The 18,585-nt window shown below is 42.6% G+C and carries 17 protein-coding genes; 12 read left to right on the top strand and 5 right to left on the bottom strand.

Going from position 1 to position 18,585, the window contains the following annotated elements; genetic code table 11:
* Window positions 1-123: 123 nt before the first annotated feature.
* A complete protein-coding gene (locus MKX35_RS26345; protein WP_076299131.1) occupies window positions 124-1,230 on the top strand; it encodes a Glu/Leu/Phe/Val family dehydrogenase in 1,107 nt (368 codons plus the stop codon).
* An 82-nt stretch (window positions 1,231-1,312) separates the two neighbouring features.
* Here the strand turns inward: MKX35_RS26345 and MKX35_RS26350 are convergent, their stop codons facing one another.
* Window positions 1,313-1,996, bottom strand: a complete 684-nt coding sequence (locus MKX35_RS26350) for a peptidylprolyl isomerase (protein ID WP_076299216.1) — start codon at window positions 1,994-1,996, stop codon at window positions 1,313-1,315.
* Window positions 1,997-2,200: 204 nt separating this feature from the next.
* Between MKX35_RS26350 and MKX35_RS26355 the strand changes: the two genes are divergently transcribed.
* The gene (locus MKX35_RS26355) at window positions 2,201-3,406 is read left to right on the top strand and encodes an MFS transporter (RefSeq protein ID WP_076283887.1); all 1,206 of its coding nucleotides are present in this window, start codon (window positions 2,201-2,203) and stop codon (window positions 3,404-3,406) included.
* Between the two features lie 92 nt (window positions 3,407-3,498).
* Here the strand turns inward: MKX35_RS26355 and MKX35_RS26360 are convergent, their stop codons facing one another.
* On the bottom strand, window positions 3,499-3,897 hold the full coding sequence (locus MKX35_RS26360) for a hypothetical protein (RefSeq protein ID WP_076283888.1): 399 nt from the start codon (window positions 3,895-3,897) through the stop codon (window positions 3,499-3,501).
* Window positions 3,898-4,121: 224 nt separating this feature from the next.
* On the opposite strand from MKX35_RS26360, the gene MKX35_RS26365 reads away from it, so the two are divergent.
* Window positions 4,122-6,020, top strand: a complete 1,899-nt coding sequence (locus MKX35_RS26365; RefSeq protein WP_076299132.1) for a sensor histidine kinase — start codon at window positions 4,122-4,124, stop codon at window positions 6,018-6,020.
* Between the two features lie 114 nt (window positions 6,021-6,134).
* On the top strand, window positions 6,135-8,045 hold the full coding sequence (locus MKX35_RS26370) for a sensor histidine kinase (RefSeq protein ID WP_256716275.1): 1,911 nt from the start codon (window positions 6,135-6,137) through the stop codon (window positions 8,043-8,045).
* Between the two features lie 16 nt (window positions 8,046-8,061).
* On the opposite strand, the gene MKX35_RS26375 is transcribed toward MKX35_RS26370, so the two are convergent.
* Window positions 8,062-8,301, bottom strand: coding sequence for an NHLP leader peptide family RiPP precursor (locus MKX35_RS26375; RefSeq protein ID WP_170880314.1), 240 nt, complete (start codon window positions 8,299-8,301; stop codon window positions 8,062-8,064).
* Window positions 8,302-8,395: 94 nt separating this feature from the next.
* Window positions 8,396-9,331 (bottom strand): hypothetical protein, encoded by a 936-nt coding sequence (locus tag MKX35_RS26380; protein WP_076299134.1) that lies wholly within the window; start codon window positions 9,329-9,331, stop codon window positions 8,396-8,398.
* Window positions 9,332-9,435: 104 nt separating this feature from the next.
* On the opposite strand from MKX35_RS26380, the gene MKX35_RS26385 reads away from it, so the two are divergent.
* Window positions 9,436-9,729 (top strand): hypothetical protein, encoded by a 294-nt coding sequence (locus MKX35_RS26385; RefSeq protein WP_076299135.1) that lies wholly within the window; start codon window positions 9,436-9,438, stop codon window positions 9,727-9,729.
* Window positions 9,730-9,770: 41 nt separating this feature from the next.
* Here the strand turns inward: MKX35_RS26385 and MKX35_RS26390 are convergent, their stop codons facing one another.
* Window positions 9,771-11,681, bottom strand: a complete 1,911-nt coding sequence (locus MKX35_RS26390; protein WP_076299136.1) for a family 20 glycosylhydrolase — start codon at window positions 11,679-11,681, stop codon at window positions 9,771-9,773.
* A gap of 84 nt (window positions 11,682-11,765) precedes the next feature.
* On the opposite strand from MKX35_RS26390, the gene MKX35_RS26395 reads away from it, so the two are divergent.
* The 7 genes from MKX35_RS26395 to MKX35_RS26425 all read left to right on the top strand — a co-directional run bounded on the left by MKX35_RS26395 (window position 11,766) and on the right by MKX35_RS26425 (window position 18,572).
* On the top strand, window positions 11,766-12,620 hold the full coding sequence (locus MKX35_RS26395) for an AraC family transcriptional regulator (protein WP_076283894.1): 855 nt from the start codon (window positions 11,766-11,768) through the stop codon (window positions 12,618-12,620).
* A 316-nt stretch (window positions 12,621-12,936) separates the two neighbouring features.
* A complete protein-coding gene (locus tag MKX35_RS26400) occupies window positions 12,937-14,583 on the top strand; it encodes a sensor histidine kinase (RefSeq protein ID WP_076299137.1) in 1,647 nt (548 codons plus the stop codon).
* A gap of 25 nt (window positions 14,584-14,608) precedes the next feature.
* Window positions 14,609-15,244, top strand: a complete 636-nt coding sequence (locus MKX35_RS26405) for a response regulator (RefSeq protein WP_042185164.1) — start codon at window positions 14,609-14,611, stop codon at window positions 15,242-15,244.
* A gap of 265 nt (window positions 15,245-15,509) precedes the next feature.
* Window positions 15,510-16,250: a YveK family protein gene (locus MKX35_RS26410; protein ID WP_076283895.1), complete on the top strand. Its 741-nt coding sequence runs from the start codon at window positions 15,510-15,512 to the stop codon at window positions 16,248-16,250.
* Window positions 16,234-16,875, top strand: a complete 642-nt coding sequence (locus tag MKX35_RS26415) for a CpsD/CapB family tyrosine-protein kinase (protein ID WP_042185169.1) — start codon at window positions 16,234-16,236, stop codon at window positions 16,873-16,875. The genes MKX35_RS26410 and MKX35_RS26415 overlap by 17 nt, the downstream gene beginning before the upstream one ends.
* An 83-nt stretch (window positions 16,876-16,958) precedes the next feature.
* A complete protein-coding gene (gene galU, locus MKX35_RS26420; protein ID WP_042185171.1) occupies window positions 16,959-17,849 on the top strand; it encodes a UTP--glucose-1-phosphate uridylyltransferase GalU in 891 nt (296 codons plus the stop codon).
* A gap of 30 nt (window positions 17,850-17,879) precedes the next feature.
* Window positions 17,880-18,572, top strand: a complete 693-nt coding sequence (locus MKX35_RS26425; RefSeq protein WP_042124430.1) for a sugar transferase — start codon at window positions 17,880-17,882, stop codon at window positions 18,570-18,572.
* Window positions 18,573-18,585 lie beyond the last annotated feature (13 nt).

An 18,585-nucleotide genomic window follows, 5' to 3' on the forward strand; every position in this document is an offset into this window, starting at 1 on the left:
CATTGAAAGTTATAAGGGTGACGTGGTTCTTTTTGTTTTACGACACATTCTGCTACAATACTTTGAGAGGTAAGAGTAACAACCAACATCTGGAATATAACAAAGAGATAGGGGATATTAAGAATGGAATTGTTTGCAGCATTGGAGCGGGACGATTACGAGGAACTGTTATTTTGTCAGGATAAAGCATCAGGATTAAAGGCAATCATCGCCATTCATGACACGACATTAGGGCCCGCACTGGGTGGAACACGGATGTGGACCTATGCTACAGAAGAGGAAGCGATTGTTGACGCGCTTCGATTAGCGAAAGGGATGACGTACAAAAATGCAGTATCCGGCCTAAATTTAGGCGGTGGGAAAACAGTAATTATAGGGGATCCCAAGAAGGATAAGAATGAAGCGATGTTCCGTGCTTTTGGAAGATACATACAGGGCTTGAATGGACGTTACATAACAGCCGAGGATGTTGGCACTACAGAAGAAGATATGAACATTATTTATCAGGAGACAGATTATGTTACAGGTACATCTCCTACTTATGGTTCCTCGGGTAATCCATCACCAGCTACGGCTTACGGCGTATACCAAGGGATGAAGGCAGCGGCCAAAGCAGCGTTTGGCAGTGATTCGCTCGAAGGAAAGATTGTAGCCGTTCAAGGCGTTGGGAATGTGGCTTTTTCGCTGTGTAAGCATCTTCATGAAGAGGGCGCTCAGCTTATCGTAACCGATATTCATAAAGAAGCTGTGGGGCGTGCAGTAGAGGCTTACGGCGCCAAAGCAGTCGATCCCGCAGATATTATCAGTACAGACTGTGATATCTATGCTCCATGCGCACTCGGAGCAACGATCAATGATGAGTCCCTCCGGGTAATTAAGGCGAAGGTGATCGCTGGCGCAGCCAACAATCAGTTAAAAGAGGCCTATCATGGCGATACTCTGCACGAAATGGGCATTGTATATGCTCCTGATTATGTGATAAATGCTGGTGGCGTTATTAATATTGCGGATGAACTGAATGGTTATAATAAGGAACGTGCGTTTAAGCAGGTTTCAAAAATTTACGATAACATCACCCGCGTGCTGGAAATCTCACGTCTAAATGGAATTCCTACTTCTGTTGCGGCAAATCAGCTTGCAGAGGAGCGGATTTCCTTATTAAGAAATACTCGTAGTACTTTCTTGCGTAACGGTCAACATGCTCTTAGCAGAAGATCACTACGGGGATAAGTTGCATAGGTACTTAAATTAGTCTTTCACAAGCAAAAACGCCGTTGGCGTCCTTTAAGGACGCCAACGGCGTTTTTGCTTGTTATTGTACCTTTTGTGGTTCTGGGTAAGTGACGCCCAGGGTGTCGACGGTTACTTTCTTCATCACTGGTGGTTCTTCTGGACGATCTGAACTGTCTGTTTTCAAGCCAACAATGGATTTAACCACGTCCATGCCTTCGGTAACTTTACCAAAAGCGGCATAGCTTCCATCTAGACTAGGATAAGCTGCATCCATAATAAAGAACTGGGAACCGGCAGAATCTGGAGCCTGCGATCTTGCCATGGACAGAACACCTTCCGTATGCAACAGGTTATTAGTAAACCCGTTTCCAGAGAATTCTCCAGCGATGCTATATCCTGGGCCACCCATACCGGTACCATCAGGGTCACCGCCCTGAATCATGAAGTCAGGGATCACTCTATGGAATATGGTGCCGTCATAAAAACCTTTTTGAATCAGTGAGATGAAGTTGTTAACAGTGTTAGGGGCAACTTCAGGATAAAGCTCGGCTTTGATGATGCCTCCGTTATCCATCTCAATAGTCACAATGGGGTGGCTTGCTGTAGCTGAAGGGAGTCCTTCGTTAGCGCCAGCATTTGTCTCGCTGCTTGCGTTATTTCCTGCTGCTCCACTGCTGCTTCCATTATTACTGCTGGCATTGTTATTGGTAGGCTTATTACCGCAACCTGCTGCAATAACCATCACCAGGCATAACATGACCATTAGGATAGCAGATCTTGCTCGTGTAGACTTCACTAATCAATCTCTCCTTTTTCTTGAATAATCTCGTAGGTACTTCTCATAATAACCTCTTTGTCCCTTTACATGCAAAGGTCAGTTATGACATGTGGGATTGGCACATTCTCAAAAGAGGTTTACAATAATAGGAATGTTTCCGCGAGAACATCAAGAAAGGATGTGTAGATCATGCGCTTTTCATGGAAACGGAACTTGATCGTGCTTTGGGTGGGTGTCTTTTTTTGTAGTACGGCGTATTCGATCTCTATTCCGTTCCTCTCTATTTTTTTGAGTGACGAGCTTGGGGTTACGAATCATTTGGAAATTTGGTCTGGGGTTAGCTTTGGCATAACCTTTCTAGCCAGCGCTTTAATTTCTCCCTACTGGGGTTCCCTCGCCGACAAATATGGTCGGAAGCCGATGCTTATTCGCTCGGGCTTCAGTTTGGCAGCCTTATATCTGATTAATTACTTCGTGCATGATCCTTACGTCTTTCTGATCGTGCGCGTACTACAAGGATTGCTTGCTGGATTTGTTCCGGCTGCGATAGCCATGGTGGCTACGAACACACCTGAGGATAAGACCGGTTATGCGCTGAGTATTATGTCTACAGCCGGAGCAACGGGCAGTATCATTGGTCCATTGATCGGCGGTGTAGTGAGCTTTTACACAAGCAATCGGGTTGCTTTTTTATTCTCAGCAGGTATTGTACTCGTTTCGGCACTTATTGCTACTTTTTTTGCTAAAGAAGAGAATTTTGACCGATCTGCTCCGAGGTCTCATGTAAGTGATGATATCAAGGAAGCGCGAAGCAATCGCGCATTTATGACTTTGCTATCGCTGGCGGGGATAAGCACCTTTTCTGTTATGATTCTGGAGCCGCTTATTCCGATACATCTGCTAGACATGGGAATCGCCAAAAGCAGCGCCTCGCTAAGCTCAGGAATTGTATTCTCCGCTGTGGGTATTGCTACTGTGCTAATGGCTCCTCAGTGGGGGAGAATCGGAAGCCGGAAGGGCTTCGGGATGATCTTGTTCATTGGATTAATCGGTGGAGGTATCGGTAATATTCTGCAATTCTTTGTTACAGGGTATGTAGAATTCGCCGTTCTTCGTTTTGCTTACGGCTTGTTCTATGCAGGTGTGCTTCCATCTGTAAATGCAATGATTGTACAAGTGATTGAGCCCGGGTTTCGCGGACGTGCTTTTGGTCTCAACCAAGCGGCATCTCAACTCGCGACAATGGCCGGGCCTATTATAGGCGGATTACTTGGGGCTTTTATCCAGATCCGCTGGGTGTTTGTGATCAATGGGGTGATGCTGCTTGTAGCAGCGGTATTGGTTAAGACCCGTAAGCTGGATTCCCAAATTGCAGCAGCGCGTTCAGCAGAATAACCGGCTGCTCAAGAGTAACCATTAATGAAGAAAGTGCTCATATTGAAAAACAAATAAAGCCGCCGGATCCTAGCCCGGCGGCTTTATTTAGTCTAATCTCCCTGTGATCCGTTTAAGACGTCCGTTCCAGGCATGCCATCAACTGGTGGTGAAGCAGGGTCGATGATGGATCCTGGATACACCTCATCTGCATCAGGAATATCTTCCAGTGGAGGATCCTCCTCTTCCATTTCTAGCAGCTCCTCGTCCTCAGCATTATCGCTACTTGTTAGTCCTGCCGTTTCAGCGGCGAGGAATGCATCGGATTCCAGTAAGTCATTTCTTTCGAGTGTTTCCTCAGGTTGGTTTAAACCAATATCCGCCGCCAAATATTTATCGCCAACCAACACGGGGTCGGCATCTTCATTGACAACATCCTCTACATCAATATCAGCTTGTATATAACGTTCATATGCAAAATCGGCTTCAGTTTTATTAGGTGTATCTTCCATAGCCGTTCACTCCCTCGGTAGGTTAAGATTTGGACTTCTCATATGTATCTTTACCCGATTGCCTATGATCGAATCGTTTTATAAATAATCAGGGTAATAACGCCGATAAATAACGTCTTTTTTCGAGAAAATTTACAAGAATAGGCAGGAATAGTGCGAAGGTTGTCGAAATTAAGAATCATATATGATCATTTAAACAACTAATGAATTACTGAGGTGCTACGATGAAGTTGCCAACACCAAAGATAGCAGCTACTTTGCTATTATTTCTATTGCTAACAGCAATAGTGCCTTACGGTGCGGCGATAGTGAGTGCTGGATCATCAGACTCTGCGCTGCCAAGTTGGGAGATTAGATTTGGAAATACAGAAGCAGAGACTGTCGAAGAAGCTGTAGCAGCTTCAGATGATGAATGGATTCGCGTAACGCCTCATAATCACAAACCAGAGACGCCAAAAGGTACATCCTCAGCGTGGCTCCGGTTTTCTTTGCCGCAAATGAGCGAGAAATCCGCGTTATTCATTAATAAGGTTTATGGAAATAGCGTCAAAGCTTATGTGAATAACGCGTTAGTATATGATTCTGAGAATAAATACAATTTCAACGGCAGCAAAATTCTAATTCCTTTATCCACAGAAGATGGAGGGAAGGAACTATACATATGGACACATGGAGGAAGCAAGGATTTAGGAATAGAAGGCGAAATAAGGGTAGATCGCTACAGTGAGCTGTTGTCCATTTATGTGAAGCAGGGCTTAATGGATATCATCATTGGGATGACGTTTATCTTTATAGCTATTGTTCTGTTGATTTGTTCATTATTCTTGAGAAAAGGATTTTTTACGGCCGGATTTTTGTTGGTGTTAATTCTCTTATCCATTGGAGTCATAGTGGTTACGTATTCTTCGTTTTTGCCGATCATCCTCGGGGATTATGGGAAAATCGTGCTTGTATTCTTTGATTTAGCGTTGTACACCTTGTTGCCATCCGTAACCTTTTATTTTGAGAAAATATTCGGTTCAGGGAAAAAACAAATCGTCACCCGATTCCGTAAGTTTCAATTGGTTTATTCTATATTCTGTCTTTCACTAATGGTTATTAATATCCTTCTGTCGTATCAGCTGGAAGACTTTTATAGATTCATGACTGCTGATATTCTAGGCATCATTATGATTGTGCAATTTATATTATTGGTAAGCTTAGCGTTTATTCATACTTATCGCGGCAATGGGGATGCTATTGTTTTTACTACAGGATTTACAATCTTTGCATTTATATCTCTTGTCGAATTGATCGTATACTACATATCCAGAGAATCCTATCAATTATATTGGTGGAAGTGGGGGATGATGGTTTTCGTATTATCCTTAATCGTCATTCTGGGGAGAAGGTTTACGAGAAACCATGAACAACTCGTTGAATATTCTCGTAAGCTTGAGACGTTTAATAATGATTTACAGCGTTCCGAGAAAATGGAGATTATAAGTGAATTGGCAGCTTCTGTAGCGCATGAGGTACGGAATCCTTTACAGGTAACCCGTGGTTTCCTTCAGATCCTAGGAGAACGCTCAGATTATAAGGAGAGGGAGTATATGCAGATGGCTATCGCAGAACTGGATAGAGCTACGGTTATTATCTCAGACTTCCTTACCTTTGCTAAGCCAGGGTTAGAGACCATTGAGAGGCTTAATGTATCCGAGGAGTTACGGCATGTGTCGGGTATTCTCGCTCCGCTTGCGAATTTGCAAGGGGGAGTCATTGAACTCAACCTGCAGTCGGAACTCTGCGTAATTGGATCATCTGCCAAATTTAAACAAGCGTTTATTAATATTATAAAAAATAGCATCGAAGCTTTGCAGGATAATGGACTTATTAGAGTTACTGCCTGGAAATCCGAAGCCCATGTAATGATTAGTGTACGTGATAATGGAGAAGGGATGAATGGTAGTGAACTGGCCCGATTGGGTGAGCCCTATTACTCTAATAAAACAAAAGGAACAGGACTTGGACTTATGGTAACCTTCCGAATAATTGAGGCGATGGAAGGGACAACTGAGTTTCATAGTGAGAAGGGGGAAGGAACGGAGATTATCATTAAATTGCCAACGGCTAGAAAAAATTAGGAGAATTTAATGATTATTCCGTTTTTTAGAAGGAAAGGGTAGCATAGTGAGCGAAGTAGTAACACACAGAATATTGTTTCTGAAACTTCCTTCTGAGGTGCCTATATGCGCTTGATGGTTAGAATACTCCACATTACAATCACCCTTTCACTCCTCCTGATAGGTTGTGGCTCTATTATTGTATCGGCAGCGAACCCAAATCCATCCCAAGAAATTACAAAGTGGCAAATGAAATGGGGGGATGAAACAGGAAATGCAGGACAAGAGATTCCGTGGAGTGAAGGCCAGCAAAGCTGGATGAACGTAGATTCTAAGAAGGAACTCCCAGAGTTACCTTCAGGAGTATCCTCTTCTTGGACCCGCATTTCCTTACCCGATTTAAGTTATGTGTCTCCTTCGGTGTATATCGATACTTTATATGCTCTTCATGTGAGAGTGTATGTGGAGGATCGTTTGATCTTCGAGGAAAATCGTAAATATATCAAGGATAACTATTCTTTGCTGTTGCCTTTAAGTAAAGAAGATAACGGGAAAACACTATATATCTGGACAGAAACCATGCAAGACAGAATTGGAATTAAAAAAAGTGTAATGATCGGTGAACATAGTCAATTAATTAATGAATATATTGAGAATGGACTAAGTGATGTGATTTTGGGCTGCGCTTTTTTTCTGGTGGCTATCGTTCTATTTATAAGTGCTCTATACATAAACAGAGATTATTTCTCCAGTGTTGCTTCACTAGCAGTGGTTATAGCGGCTACCGGAATCCTTTCTATAACCTACTCCCCCTTCATCTATACCTTTTACAATAAATTGGGGCCAATTAGTAACGTTTGCCTAGACTTAGCCCTTTTTTCACTTCTCCCAGCGCTTACCTTTTTATTTGAGAAATTATTCGGTAGTGGTAAATTCAGTATCATTCGAAAATTTCGTCAATTTCAAGTGCTTTACTCTTCTTTTTGTTTGTTATGTCTTTTAATCAATCTCCTTTCAAATAATCGCTATATTGAGTTCTATTATTTTATTTCTACCACCATTATAGGGGTTATCCTTATCCTCCAATTCATCCTGCTGATCGCATGTGTGGTTATGTTCTCTCTTAAAGGAAATAAAGATGCTATTGTGTTTGCCATTGGATTTGGAACCGCTGCGTTTACTGTAGTTGCAGAGCTATTATGGTATTACATCCAAAAAGGGAATTATGATTTGTTCTTGTGGAAGTGGGGGCTGGTTGCTTTCATTATTTCCTTGATCGTAATTCTGGAACGAAGATTAGCCTATAACCATCAACAGGTTGTTAATTACTCTAGAGAACTAGAGCGTTTCAACAATGAATTGGAGCGTTCGGAAAAAATGGAGATCATTAGCGAGCTTGCTGCATCCGTAGCTCATGAAGTAAGAAACCCACTACAAGTCACCCGGGGATTTCTTCAGCTGCTTAGCGAGAAGTCCGTTAACGAAGAGCAAATTTATATGTCAATGGCCCTAAGTGAACTAGATCGTGCATCCAATATTATTACAGATTTCTTAACCTTTGCTAAACCAGAATTTGAGACAATCTCTAGTCTGAATTTATATGATGAATTCAAGCATATTGAGAGTATTATGCAGCCCTTGTGTCACATCAATGGAGGAAAAATGATTCTGGATGTATCCGGCCAATTATGGGTAAAAGGAAATTCCTCGAAATTTAAGCAGGCGTTCATTAACATTATCAAGAACAGCATTGAATCATTCAGTGAAGAAGGGTTCATTTATATGTCGGTGTACGGTGAAGATAATAAAGTGATTATTCACATCAAAGATAACGGAGAAGGAATGGACCCTGATGTTCTGCACCGACTCGGAGAACCATATTTCACCAAGAAAAATAAAGGAACAGGTTTAGGATTGATGGTCACCTTCCGCATCATTGAAGCTATGCAAGGTGAAGTGAGATTTACAAGCAAAAAAGGAGTAGGAACCGAATCCATTACCATACTGCCATTGGCAGAAGCTCCGGATGATTCCTACTCCCTATGAGGTTAATCCTGCTGTCTTACCAAGAACCGCGTGGTGCTGCGGTTGCTTTCAATACATCTGATGATGGACTTGGTGGGATTACAAGATAGAATTCATTTGAACCTTCTTCAACGGCTTTCAAGGTAACGCTGTCGGGAATGATTACGCCTAGCGCTTCTTGGAGAGCTGCTTTTGGATCTGCGAGTAGTCTTTGCTTAAAACTTGGATCTTCCCATGCCTTTTGAATGACTTGATTTCTAAGAACTGCTTCTGACAAAATAATCACCCTTTCCAAAATGTATATATTTACCTTTAATAATATAACATAGCAATTGTGCTAAATCTATTCTTTTTATTACAAAATAATAGATTTATTGTATATTTTTTGACAAAAAATAAAACAAGCCTCCACCTTGTAAAAGCTGCTTTTCTGCTTCGATAGAATCTGAGATCTGTTGTAAGTTCGTCACCAACATGGAGTGGAATGCTAGGAGATGAGGTATATCTAAGCTGGAAGCCATTACTTTGCGATGCGTATCCTGCGCTAGCTCAGCATAGGTACGTAGTCCGTTTGCTGTAAACAGAAAGAATTCGACCTCTTTTGATGTGAGTGTGGTTGCTTTATCAGTGGATAGATAGCTTCGTGTGAGTGAGAGGAGACAATTATAGCTGCCTTCTGATAAATCTTCGTTCCAGTCTTCATAGTCGTCAAGCATTTGCAGTGTAAGTAGAACAGAGTCGATCATTTCCTCAGACTGCGGTACAAGAGAATCCTTACCAGATAGCAGAAGGGCAGCAGTACTGGATAGTTTGAGCGGACTGGCTTTATAAGGGATCTTGATCCGATCATTAAGAAAATAATCACTGGTGGTTTCATTACTAACACTGTCTGCCCATTGAGCGATATAACGATTGAACGATGTCCAGAAAGAGGAGTCATTCGGAAATAAAAGTCTGTAGATATTCAAAAATTCAACATAGAGTAGGTTCGCTAAAGGTAATCTTTCGTATGTAGAGGATTCTTTGCTGTCCATCAGGTCATCCTGTATGAAAAAATATAGCATGAAGAAGACATTGCCCATCGACATTTGACGGGTAATTTCTGCTGAGAGCCCACAGCTTTTCTGAAGCCAAAAGGGCAATAGATAACATATGTAATTTTTGTGGCTTTCCGCATTGAATACGTTAAAATGTTCAAGATAGGACATGCCTTGTGAATTTAGAGGCTCAGGAAATTCGGAGATAATCTTTCTACTTTCTTGAAATACTAAGCTGAGTTCTTTTTCGTAATCATTTAGCCAATCCATTGCATCCCTCCTACAATAAAATTGCAAAAAAACTGGTTCTTTCGCCCTGATTATATCCTTCTCTTTATTCCATTACAACTAAAATTTAGGAGGTTTAAGGACGAATGGAGTGTTATACTTTTGGACAAATGCTTATGACTATTCGAATGGGGCAAAAGGCTGAAACGCCAGACGGCCGCATTGTGATGCGTACCTCTGCGGGACTTATTTGGACCAATGGGATATTGAATGGAAAAACAGTAGAAATCAAAGATTATTTGTTCTCTGATCTGTGGCAAATCTATGAGGATGAGGAAAGCATGAAAGAGGGAATCGGCAGAGAAAAGCATGAAAAGCGGGAGCGGGAAATGCTTGAAAATCAATATGAAGAGCTGCGCATAGCGAGTCGGAAACATTAAATTCAACGTTCGACTCGCCAATTGCAGCTAGGATGAGGAAATTACTTCGATTTCAATGCTTCGTATTGACCTCTAAGACGTAGAAGTCTCCAAATACTTTGATCTAAGCCACCGAGTCGGTTGCGCTCGGTCCACAATAGACGATATTGATGAAGTAGAACATTCAAATCATTGATTTGCTCCGTAATCAGATTAGGGTCAATCGAATCTGGCGCGGATGCCAGCTGCAGTTTAATTCTTCCAAGCTGCACAGCGTGCTTCACAAAATGGATTCCGTTACTCAGTTCCTTAAGAACAAGATCAGCATCATCACATTGAAGATCAAGCCCCGAGAGACGTGCCTCGATAGAGAGCATGTATTCTTCGAGATTGTTGAAATGCTCTTCGGTAAGTTTCTCTACAATTAACAAATTGTCGAGATTAGTACGAAGAAGCAGGGACATTTCCGTATCATTTGAACGAATAATCTCGGATTCAAGCTGATAGTAATTGCCGAGATCAAGGAGTAGTTGACCAATACCCTCGGAACGATCCGCGAAGATGAATGTATTTAAATATTTTGCAGTGTCTACATCTAGATTGTTATCTACATTCCAGGAAAGCGCAGCACCATAAACATATCCAGTGTAGCTGATTGGGAGATGCTGCCAATGCCCGTGATCACCCCAATCGGTAATGAGATAGCCGATAGAACCATTATTTTTGCCATGAATAGCTGCACTACGCAGATTGGCAAACATATTGTCGCTGCGCCCTGTAATGGAGTTCCATGAGCTGGTACCTGGGCAGACATAGAAAGGAATGCCTGCTTCACGGAATTTTAGGGTATCCGACTCAAAAGGATGTTCCGCACTGTAACCCCATTCCATAGCAATAATATCTTTAGGCAGGTGAGGGATCAGTTCGGGATGTTGGATAATAATATCGCCCCAGAATTGCATCGTCTTGCCGCGTTTCGTAACAAGCTCATAAATCTTCTGAAGAAAAGATAAATAGATCTGACCTTTGCCTTGTGATTCAGCCAGCGCTTTGCTTTTGCCAAGACCAAGCTCATACGTCTCATCACAGCCTACATTAAATTGATTAGAGGAGAAGTAAGGAAGCAGATCATCGAACATTTTTTCTAGCAGAGGGAGCACGGCAGGATCTTCGGTATCAAACGTACCGGGATGCATAAATAGTCCTTCTGGATATACATCTCCCATGTACAATTCTTTGGGAAGCATAAATCCCTCTGGAATTTCGGCTAAAGCATTGAATTCAGGACGGGAAAGCCAGCCTTCCATATGTCCAAAGCTGTTCTGGTTTGGAACAAGCTCAATATAACGCGCCTTACAGTAGGCATCTAGAAGCAAGATTTCCTCTCCTGTGATTGGAGTCTCAAGCTCCCACACTTGAGGGAAAGATTCGTACGCGAACGGCGTACCTTCTATATATAGCTGAAGCTGGTTCATCTTCAGATCGGCCATAAGGTCAATGATTCGGTACAAGGTTTCTTGCTTTGGAATTTTATTGCGGCTGATATCAACGGTTATCCCTCTAGCTCCAAAATCAGGTTCATCGCGAATATGCAGATGAGGAATAGATCTGCCGCTTTGTTCAATGATTTGTTTCAGAGTGGCTACTGCGTAGAAGGCACCGACAGGTGAGCTATAGGAGACAACGATACCGCTCTGATCAACAACTATTTCGTATGCCTGCTCAGATAATGACGGCACATAGCTAAAGATACAAGCGGATACGACCGTTGGACGTGTGCCAATAGATAAGGTCAAATGAAGATTTAAGGCTTGTTTAATCACAGCTTGCAGCTTTTGTGCAGCAGGCATTGAACTTTCCTCTCCCGTACTAGGAAGCACAATGCTTCCGCTTATTGGGAAACGGTATGAGTCCTGTGACAATGTGATTTCACGCGGATTAGGCAGAAGCAGTAGTGTAGAATGATTAAGCATAGCGTGGACACCTCTTATTCATGTAGAATATGATCAACTTCACAATAACCTTATCACTACTAAACAGAGGGGGGAATGTCTATAATGTCCAAGCGCATGGATTATATGATCAGTCCATATCCAATACGAATTATTGATCCGAAGGTTGAGTCCTCTAAGCTGAAGCTTAAAAATATTAGAGTAGGACAAGCCGGCCATTTGCCTGGAAGAACGTTATTCCGTTCAGGCGTAGTTTTTGAACACTGGGCTATTGTTTACATAGTATCTGGTGGTGGCACCTATATGGAGACTTCGGGGAAAGAACAGCAGGTGCGTGAAGGCAGCTTATTCTTTTTTCGCCCAGGATACAGTTACAATTTCGGCCCACCACCTGGAGGGAGCTGGGATGAATATTATATTAATTTTAATGGGACACGTGTATCGGAATGGCTAGAGTCGGGTCTAATCGCTGGCGGGAATGTGTTCCAAGCGAATTCGATCATGGGTCTTTCGACCTTATTTGAAGAGGTACTACAACGAATGGAGAGTGGAGAACCTGCAGATGCGGATCGGGCCGCACTACTCGTTGAAAGGATGCTATTGGAGTGTTCTTTTATAATAGAAGAAAAAAGTTGGAATGCTCAGGCGGATTATATGCGTCAGATTCGGGAGGACCTGAATTTATGCATTTATGGTGAAATGGACCTAGAGCAAATTGCGGCAAAACATCATATCTCGATGTCCACCCTTCGTCGTCTTGTTCGGCGTAGTAGCGGGTATCCGCTTCATGAATATATTCACCGTCTTAAAATGGCTGAGGCCAAAAAGCTGCTTCTAAATACCCCATTACAAGTAAAAGAAATATCGGGCATGCTTCATTATAATGATCCATTCTATTTTTCACGTTTATTTAAAAAATATATGGGGATTGCGCCACAGCTTTGTCGTAGTAACATTTAAATCGACATCATACTACTAGAGTCCCAATGTGAATTGTTATAATTATATAATTGTTGTCGTTTTATGAGATATGTTAAAAATTATGGATTAATATTACATAAATACGTTAGTTCTTTATAACTATAGTGGATAAAATGACAAATTTTAGGTATAAAATCTTCTAAAAAAATAATAAATTTTTTGTAACTATTTTTCAAATGGAAGCGCAAACATGGGAAATGTCAGCTTGTTATTGTGATTTTTCTCATGTATGATGCTTTTATCGAGCACAGTACAATCTCGCATTTTCCAAAAAACTGGAGAATAGGGTGGTGGGATGAAAATCAAACCAACTGCAGAAGACAAACTGATTGAGTATTACAGGTACTTCTCTTTGTCCCTCACATCGCTCATGTATCTTCTAGATAAAACGGGACCTTCCGTAATTTATAAATCCCTTGTTATAGCCATACTCTTTCTGTTTGCACAAACGTTCTTATTTTTTTATCGGAGGTTACGAAGCAGGCCAAAGACCCTCGTCCTGGCTGTTAGTATAGAGATGGTGGGAATTATTGCATTGACCTTGTTTACCGGTGGGTACGAGAGTTCCTTTAGGCTCTATGTGCTAAACCCTGTATTGATTGCTGCAGGCTCATTGTCCATTTATTTTGGATGGTCGCTGCTTTTAAGTTACATCAGTATTTTTGCGGTGCTCTGTTATTTTTTTATCAATTCTGCGAACAAAACTTTTTTGGAAATTGTATTTGTAAATGGGAATCTGTTTCTAACACTGGTACTTACGGTTATAATAATGCAGATCGTTAATCGGATGAAGCGGCAACGTGAAGAATCGAATGCTCGCACGAAAGAGACGATGGAGCATATCAAATCGCTGTACCATATCGTGGAAACCTCAAGCCAACATGATTTCATGAATATCGGTCAAGTGATCACCGATTATGTTGTTAAGCTAACGAAGCTAGATAAGGCTTTGTTTTGGTTCGCCAAGAAAAGCGGAGAACCAGCACCGCAGAGCAGGCAGACCGGCTGGCAGCAGGAAGAGGAACAGTTCTTATTCTCAGAACTGGGAAAACATGAACATGAATGGAGATTGCAGCGAGAGCCTATTTTTAGAAATCTTCCGGGATTAGGAGATTTCCTGCTGATGCCTGTACGGATGAGCACCCGATTTGTAGGGATGATTGGACTCAAGCTGGAGTCTACAGAGGGGCTGGAAGGCCGCAGATGGTATATTCAACAATTGATATTCTTATCTGAGCTAAGTGCGAATATTCTTGAAAGGCATGAGCTTGGTGTGATTGAGAACCGGTTGATCATCACGAACGAACAGAACCGGATTGCGGATGAAATGCACGACAGTGTATCCCAAAGCCTTTTTGGTATTGTGTATGCGACGCATTCGCTGAAGGAATCGTGGAAGAGAATGTCAGATCATGAGCTAGAAGAACAAATTGAGCTTATTCATGACTCTGCTACAAAGGTTGCTAAAGAACTGCGGATCACGATCTACAGTCTTAGCTCCAAGAAGAGTGGCGGGCCTACATGGCTCGGTATGGTAAGATCACATTTAAAGAGCTTATCTAGATTAAATGATGTTGATATTGAATTAAAAATAACGGGAGATGATTTCAGTCTCCCTTATCCTTACCACAAAGCGCTTTTTCGGATTATCTCCGAAGCCACTGGTAATGCCATCAGGCATGGTGCTGCCAGTCGAGTGGATGTAGAACTGTCTCTGAAGCCGACTTGGATTCGATTATTGATTTGTGATAATGGTGTTGGTTTTGATACTGATTTGTTATGGATTGAATCCGAAGATAGTGCGAGTGGGCTTGGCATGAAGAATATGCAATATTTGACGCAGTCGCTAGGTGGCGACTTCCAGCTGTCCAGTAATGAAAATATGGGAACGAGAATCTTGATTTCCATTCCTGTGGGTGTAGCTGAATTAAAGAATGCATAAACTTTAGGGCGGGAGGTCGTTTCTAATGAAAATCGTCATTGTAGATGATCATCCTCTAGTTAGAAGAGGGCTGGCATCCGTTATTTCGATGCAACCGAATGTGAAGTTTGCTGGAGAGGCGACGAACGGCCAAGAAGCGCTTCTTGTGATTGAGGAGACGCAGCCTGACCTTGTACTCATTGATCTTAAGCTAGCGGATGAATCAGGACTTGATGTCATCAAGAAAGCGCGTGCTCGTGGAATCGTTAGTAAGTTTATTCTGCTGACATCATCTGCAAGCAGAGAGGATTTTCTGAAAGCTGAGGAAGTGCTGGTAGACGGATATGTACTGAAAGAGGCATTGCCAGAAGAGTTACTATTTGCTATCCAGTTGGTCCATAAAGGAAGAAAGTATTATGATCCTGGTCTGATGGAAGATAAGATGCGAATGAGTGAAAGCAGTCCGACAGATGAATTGACCCCGAAAGAGAAGGAAGTCTTAATCGAACTAGGACAGGGCGCTTGCAACAGAGAAATTGCCTCACGTCTTTTTATTAGTGAATTTACAGTGAAAAAGCATGTCAGTCAGATTTTAGCGAAATTACAGGTGGCAGATCGTACACAGGCAGCGCTTTACGCAAATGCTGTCGGATTGACCAAATATGAAATGTCTTATGAGTGAAAGTTGAACTAATTTATAAGCATTGTACATAAACACGGACTCGATGTCCGTGTTTTTTTGTGCGTCAAAACTTAAATTAGCCCTAAATATGGCGCTAAAGTATACCTCACCCCCCTCTTAAGGAGTACAACGTCTTACTCCAAAGTGAAGAGGAAAGTGATGATATGAGCCATGTGGCGAATGGTGTGGATTGATAGAATTAAAGCAACAACTGAAACTTTCATGAATGCTTTCAGAATGTAATTTTAGCGGAAGGAGGGTTACTGTGGAAAAGACGATTCTGGATTACATTAACCTGATTAAAAAAAGGTTTTGGCTCATCATGGTGTTCGTTTTGATCTCCTGTGCTACGACTTACTACGTTAGTAAAAACTTCGTTGAACCCGTCTATTCCGCTTCCGGACAGCTGCTTGTCAACAATATTGCCAAGGCTCCCGAGAGCAACAATCTTAACGATTTGAGCTTTAGCCTGAATTTAATTGAGAGTTACAAGGAAATTATGAAATCACCGACCATCATGAAAAGCGTAATAGAAAATCACCCGGAGTTTGGCCTGACGGCTGATGAACTAAGTCAGAAGCTTGAGATTAAAACTTCAGAGAAGAGCCAGGTGATCAACCTCAATGTTCAGGATGAAAACTACACCAAAGCTGCCGGGATCGTAAATGCGGTTTCGCAGACATTCATTCGTGAATTGCCATCGCTGATGAGGGTAGACAATGTGACCTTGCTGACACCGGCCGATCCGACTGATGTTCCAGGGCCCTCGAACGGCGGGTTTGCGATGAATCTCATCATCAGCTTTGTTGTATCGCTTATGGCTGCTCTAGGAATTATTTTGCTGATGGAAACTCTTAACGGCACATTAAGGTCTGAAAAGGAAGCGGAATATGACCTTGGTCTTCCGGTAATTGCTTCGATCGCAACCATTCGTAAACGCGATTTGGGTAAGGCAGCAGGCGGCAACACAAGAGTGAAGGAGGGTGCTTATGTTGCGGCTAAATAAGAGTCTGGTTACGGATGTTAATCCATCCTCGCATATCTCGGAATCGTTCCGATCGCTACGCACATATATACGCCAGCTTGGAATAGCGCAGGGTAGCGGAGGAAAAGTGCTACTCTTTACGTCAGCAGAAGCTGGAGCAGGCAAGACGACGATTTTGTCAAATCTAGCGGTGTCTTTCGTCCAGGATGGCAAGAAGGTAGCGGTGGTGGACTGCAATCTGCGACATCCCGGTCTTCATACAGTGTTTGAAGTAGAGGGTAGTGACGGGCTTGCGGCTTATTTAAGTGGGCAAGAGGAAGCAGATAACATCGCTGTCCTCGGAAATTTGGCCAATCTTTCGGTCATCCCGGCGGGTAAAACGCATGTTAGTCCGCCGGATTTGCTGGGCAACCCCAAAATGACCGCTTTGCTTGAGGAACTAAAAGAAAACTACGATCTGATCCTGCTGGATTCTCCTTCGGCAGTCGATTTCAGTGATGCTCGTATATTGGCACCTCAAGCGGACGGCGTGATCCTGGTGGCCAGATACGGAAAGTCCAAACGGGAATCGATCCGCAAAGCGAAGACGCTGCTTGAACAGACCGGCTCTAATCTAATCGGAATTGCTATGAACCAGGCGAAGTAAACGTTTATGCTTTCGAAGTGAGTTTTGTACGAAGTCAAATCATTGAAGCTAATGCTCACAAAACTTTTAGGAGGTAAAGTGCGATGAAAAAGGTAAAAAAAGTAATCATACCCGCGGCAGGACTAGGTACGCGCTTTCTTCCTGCAACGAAAGCCATGCCTAAAGAAATGCTTCCGATAATCAATAAACCAACCATTCAATACATTGTGGAGGAGGCTATTGCTTCCGGTATTGAAGATATCATCATTGTTACTGGTAAAGGTAAAAGAGCCATTGAGGATCATTTTGACAATGCGTTTGAGCTGGAGTCTAGGCTTCTGGAAGATGGAAAGCTGGATCTGCTTAAAGAGGTTCAGCGTTCAGCCAAGGTAGAAATTCACTATATCCGCCAGAAAGAACCGAAGGGTCTGGGGCATGCCGTATGGTGTGCAAGACGGTTTATCGGAGATGAGCCATTTGGTGTCATGTTAGGCGATGATATCGTCACAGGAGCAGTACCTTGCCTTAAGCAGCTGATCGATCAATATGAAGAAACACAAAACTCGGTTATCGGAGTTCAAGAGATTCCTGATGAATTCACGAATCGCTACGGTATTATTGAACCGGATTTGCAGGACGGTAAATTGTATCGGGTTAACAATTTTGTGGAGAAGCCGCCACTAGGTACGGCACCTTCCAATCTTGCGATCATGGGCCGGTATGTGTTTACGCCGAAGATCTTTAAGTATCTCGATTTGATGGAAGAAGGCGCTGGCGGAGAGATCCAGTTGACAGATGCCATTCAGAAGCTGAATCAGAGCGAACGGGTATATGCCTATAATTTTGACGGAACAAGATATGATGTCGGCGAGCGGCTTGGATATATTTTGACAACACTTGAATTTGCACTGCAAAGTGAAGATTTGCGCTATCCGGTGATGGATGCAATGGCGGAATGGCTGAATAAAATGGGACAAACCAGCTTGAGTAGTTAAGTTGAGTTCGCAAAATTTTAGATGAGGAGGATGAGCATGCAAAAACTGCCGGAAGACTACGAGGCGGTCCTGCCGAAACTTTACATGCTGCATACCGATGAGAGAAGGAAAGAAGCGGAGTCCTATTTGATAATGAAACGGATGATCGATATCTTTTTTTCCGCTCTTGGTCTTCTCGTGTTAATGCCATTATTTGTTGTCGTGGCGATTCTGATCAAGCTGGAGGATCCGAAAGGAAAGGTGTTCTTTCGGCAAAACCGGGTTGGGAAGAATGAAAAGCAGTTCCCGATGTATAAGTTCAGATCCATGGTTAGTAACGCTGAGGAGTTAAAAGAAAACCTGATGGCCTATAACGAAGTGAGCGGTGCCATGTTCAAGATTAAGAACGATCCGCGGATCACACAGATAGGGAGATTCCTGCGCAAGACGAGCATCGATGAGCTACCTCAGCTGTGGAATGTGCTGATAGGTCAAATGAGTCTGGTCGGTCCTCGTCCTCCGCTGCCTGAAGAGGTGGCTCAGTATACGGAATATGACAAACAGCGTTTGACGGTTACACCAGGCTGTACCGGATATTGGCAAGTAAATGCCCGAAATAGTGTCGGCTTCGACGAAATGGTACAGCTGGACTTAACCTACATCCATATTCGGAGCACCATGCTGGATCTAAAAATCATTGCTAAAACCGGACTGATGTTACTCGGTTCAAAAGATGCTTATTAATAATGTGGAAATT

The sequence above is a fragment of the Paenibacillus sp. FSL R5-0923 genome (genome assembly GCF_038009145.1).
Taxonomy (GTDB): domain Bacteria; phylum Bacillota; class Bacilli; order Paenibacillales; family Paenibacillaceae; genus Paenibacillus_AQ.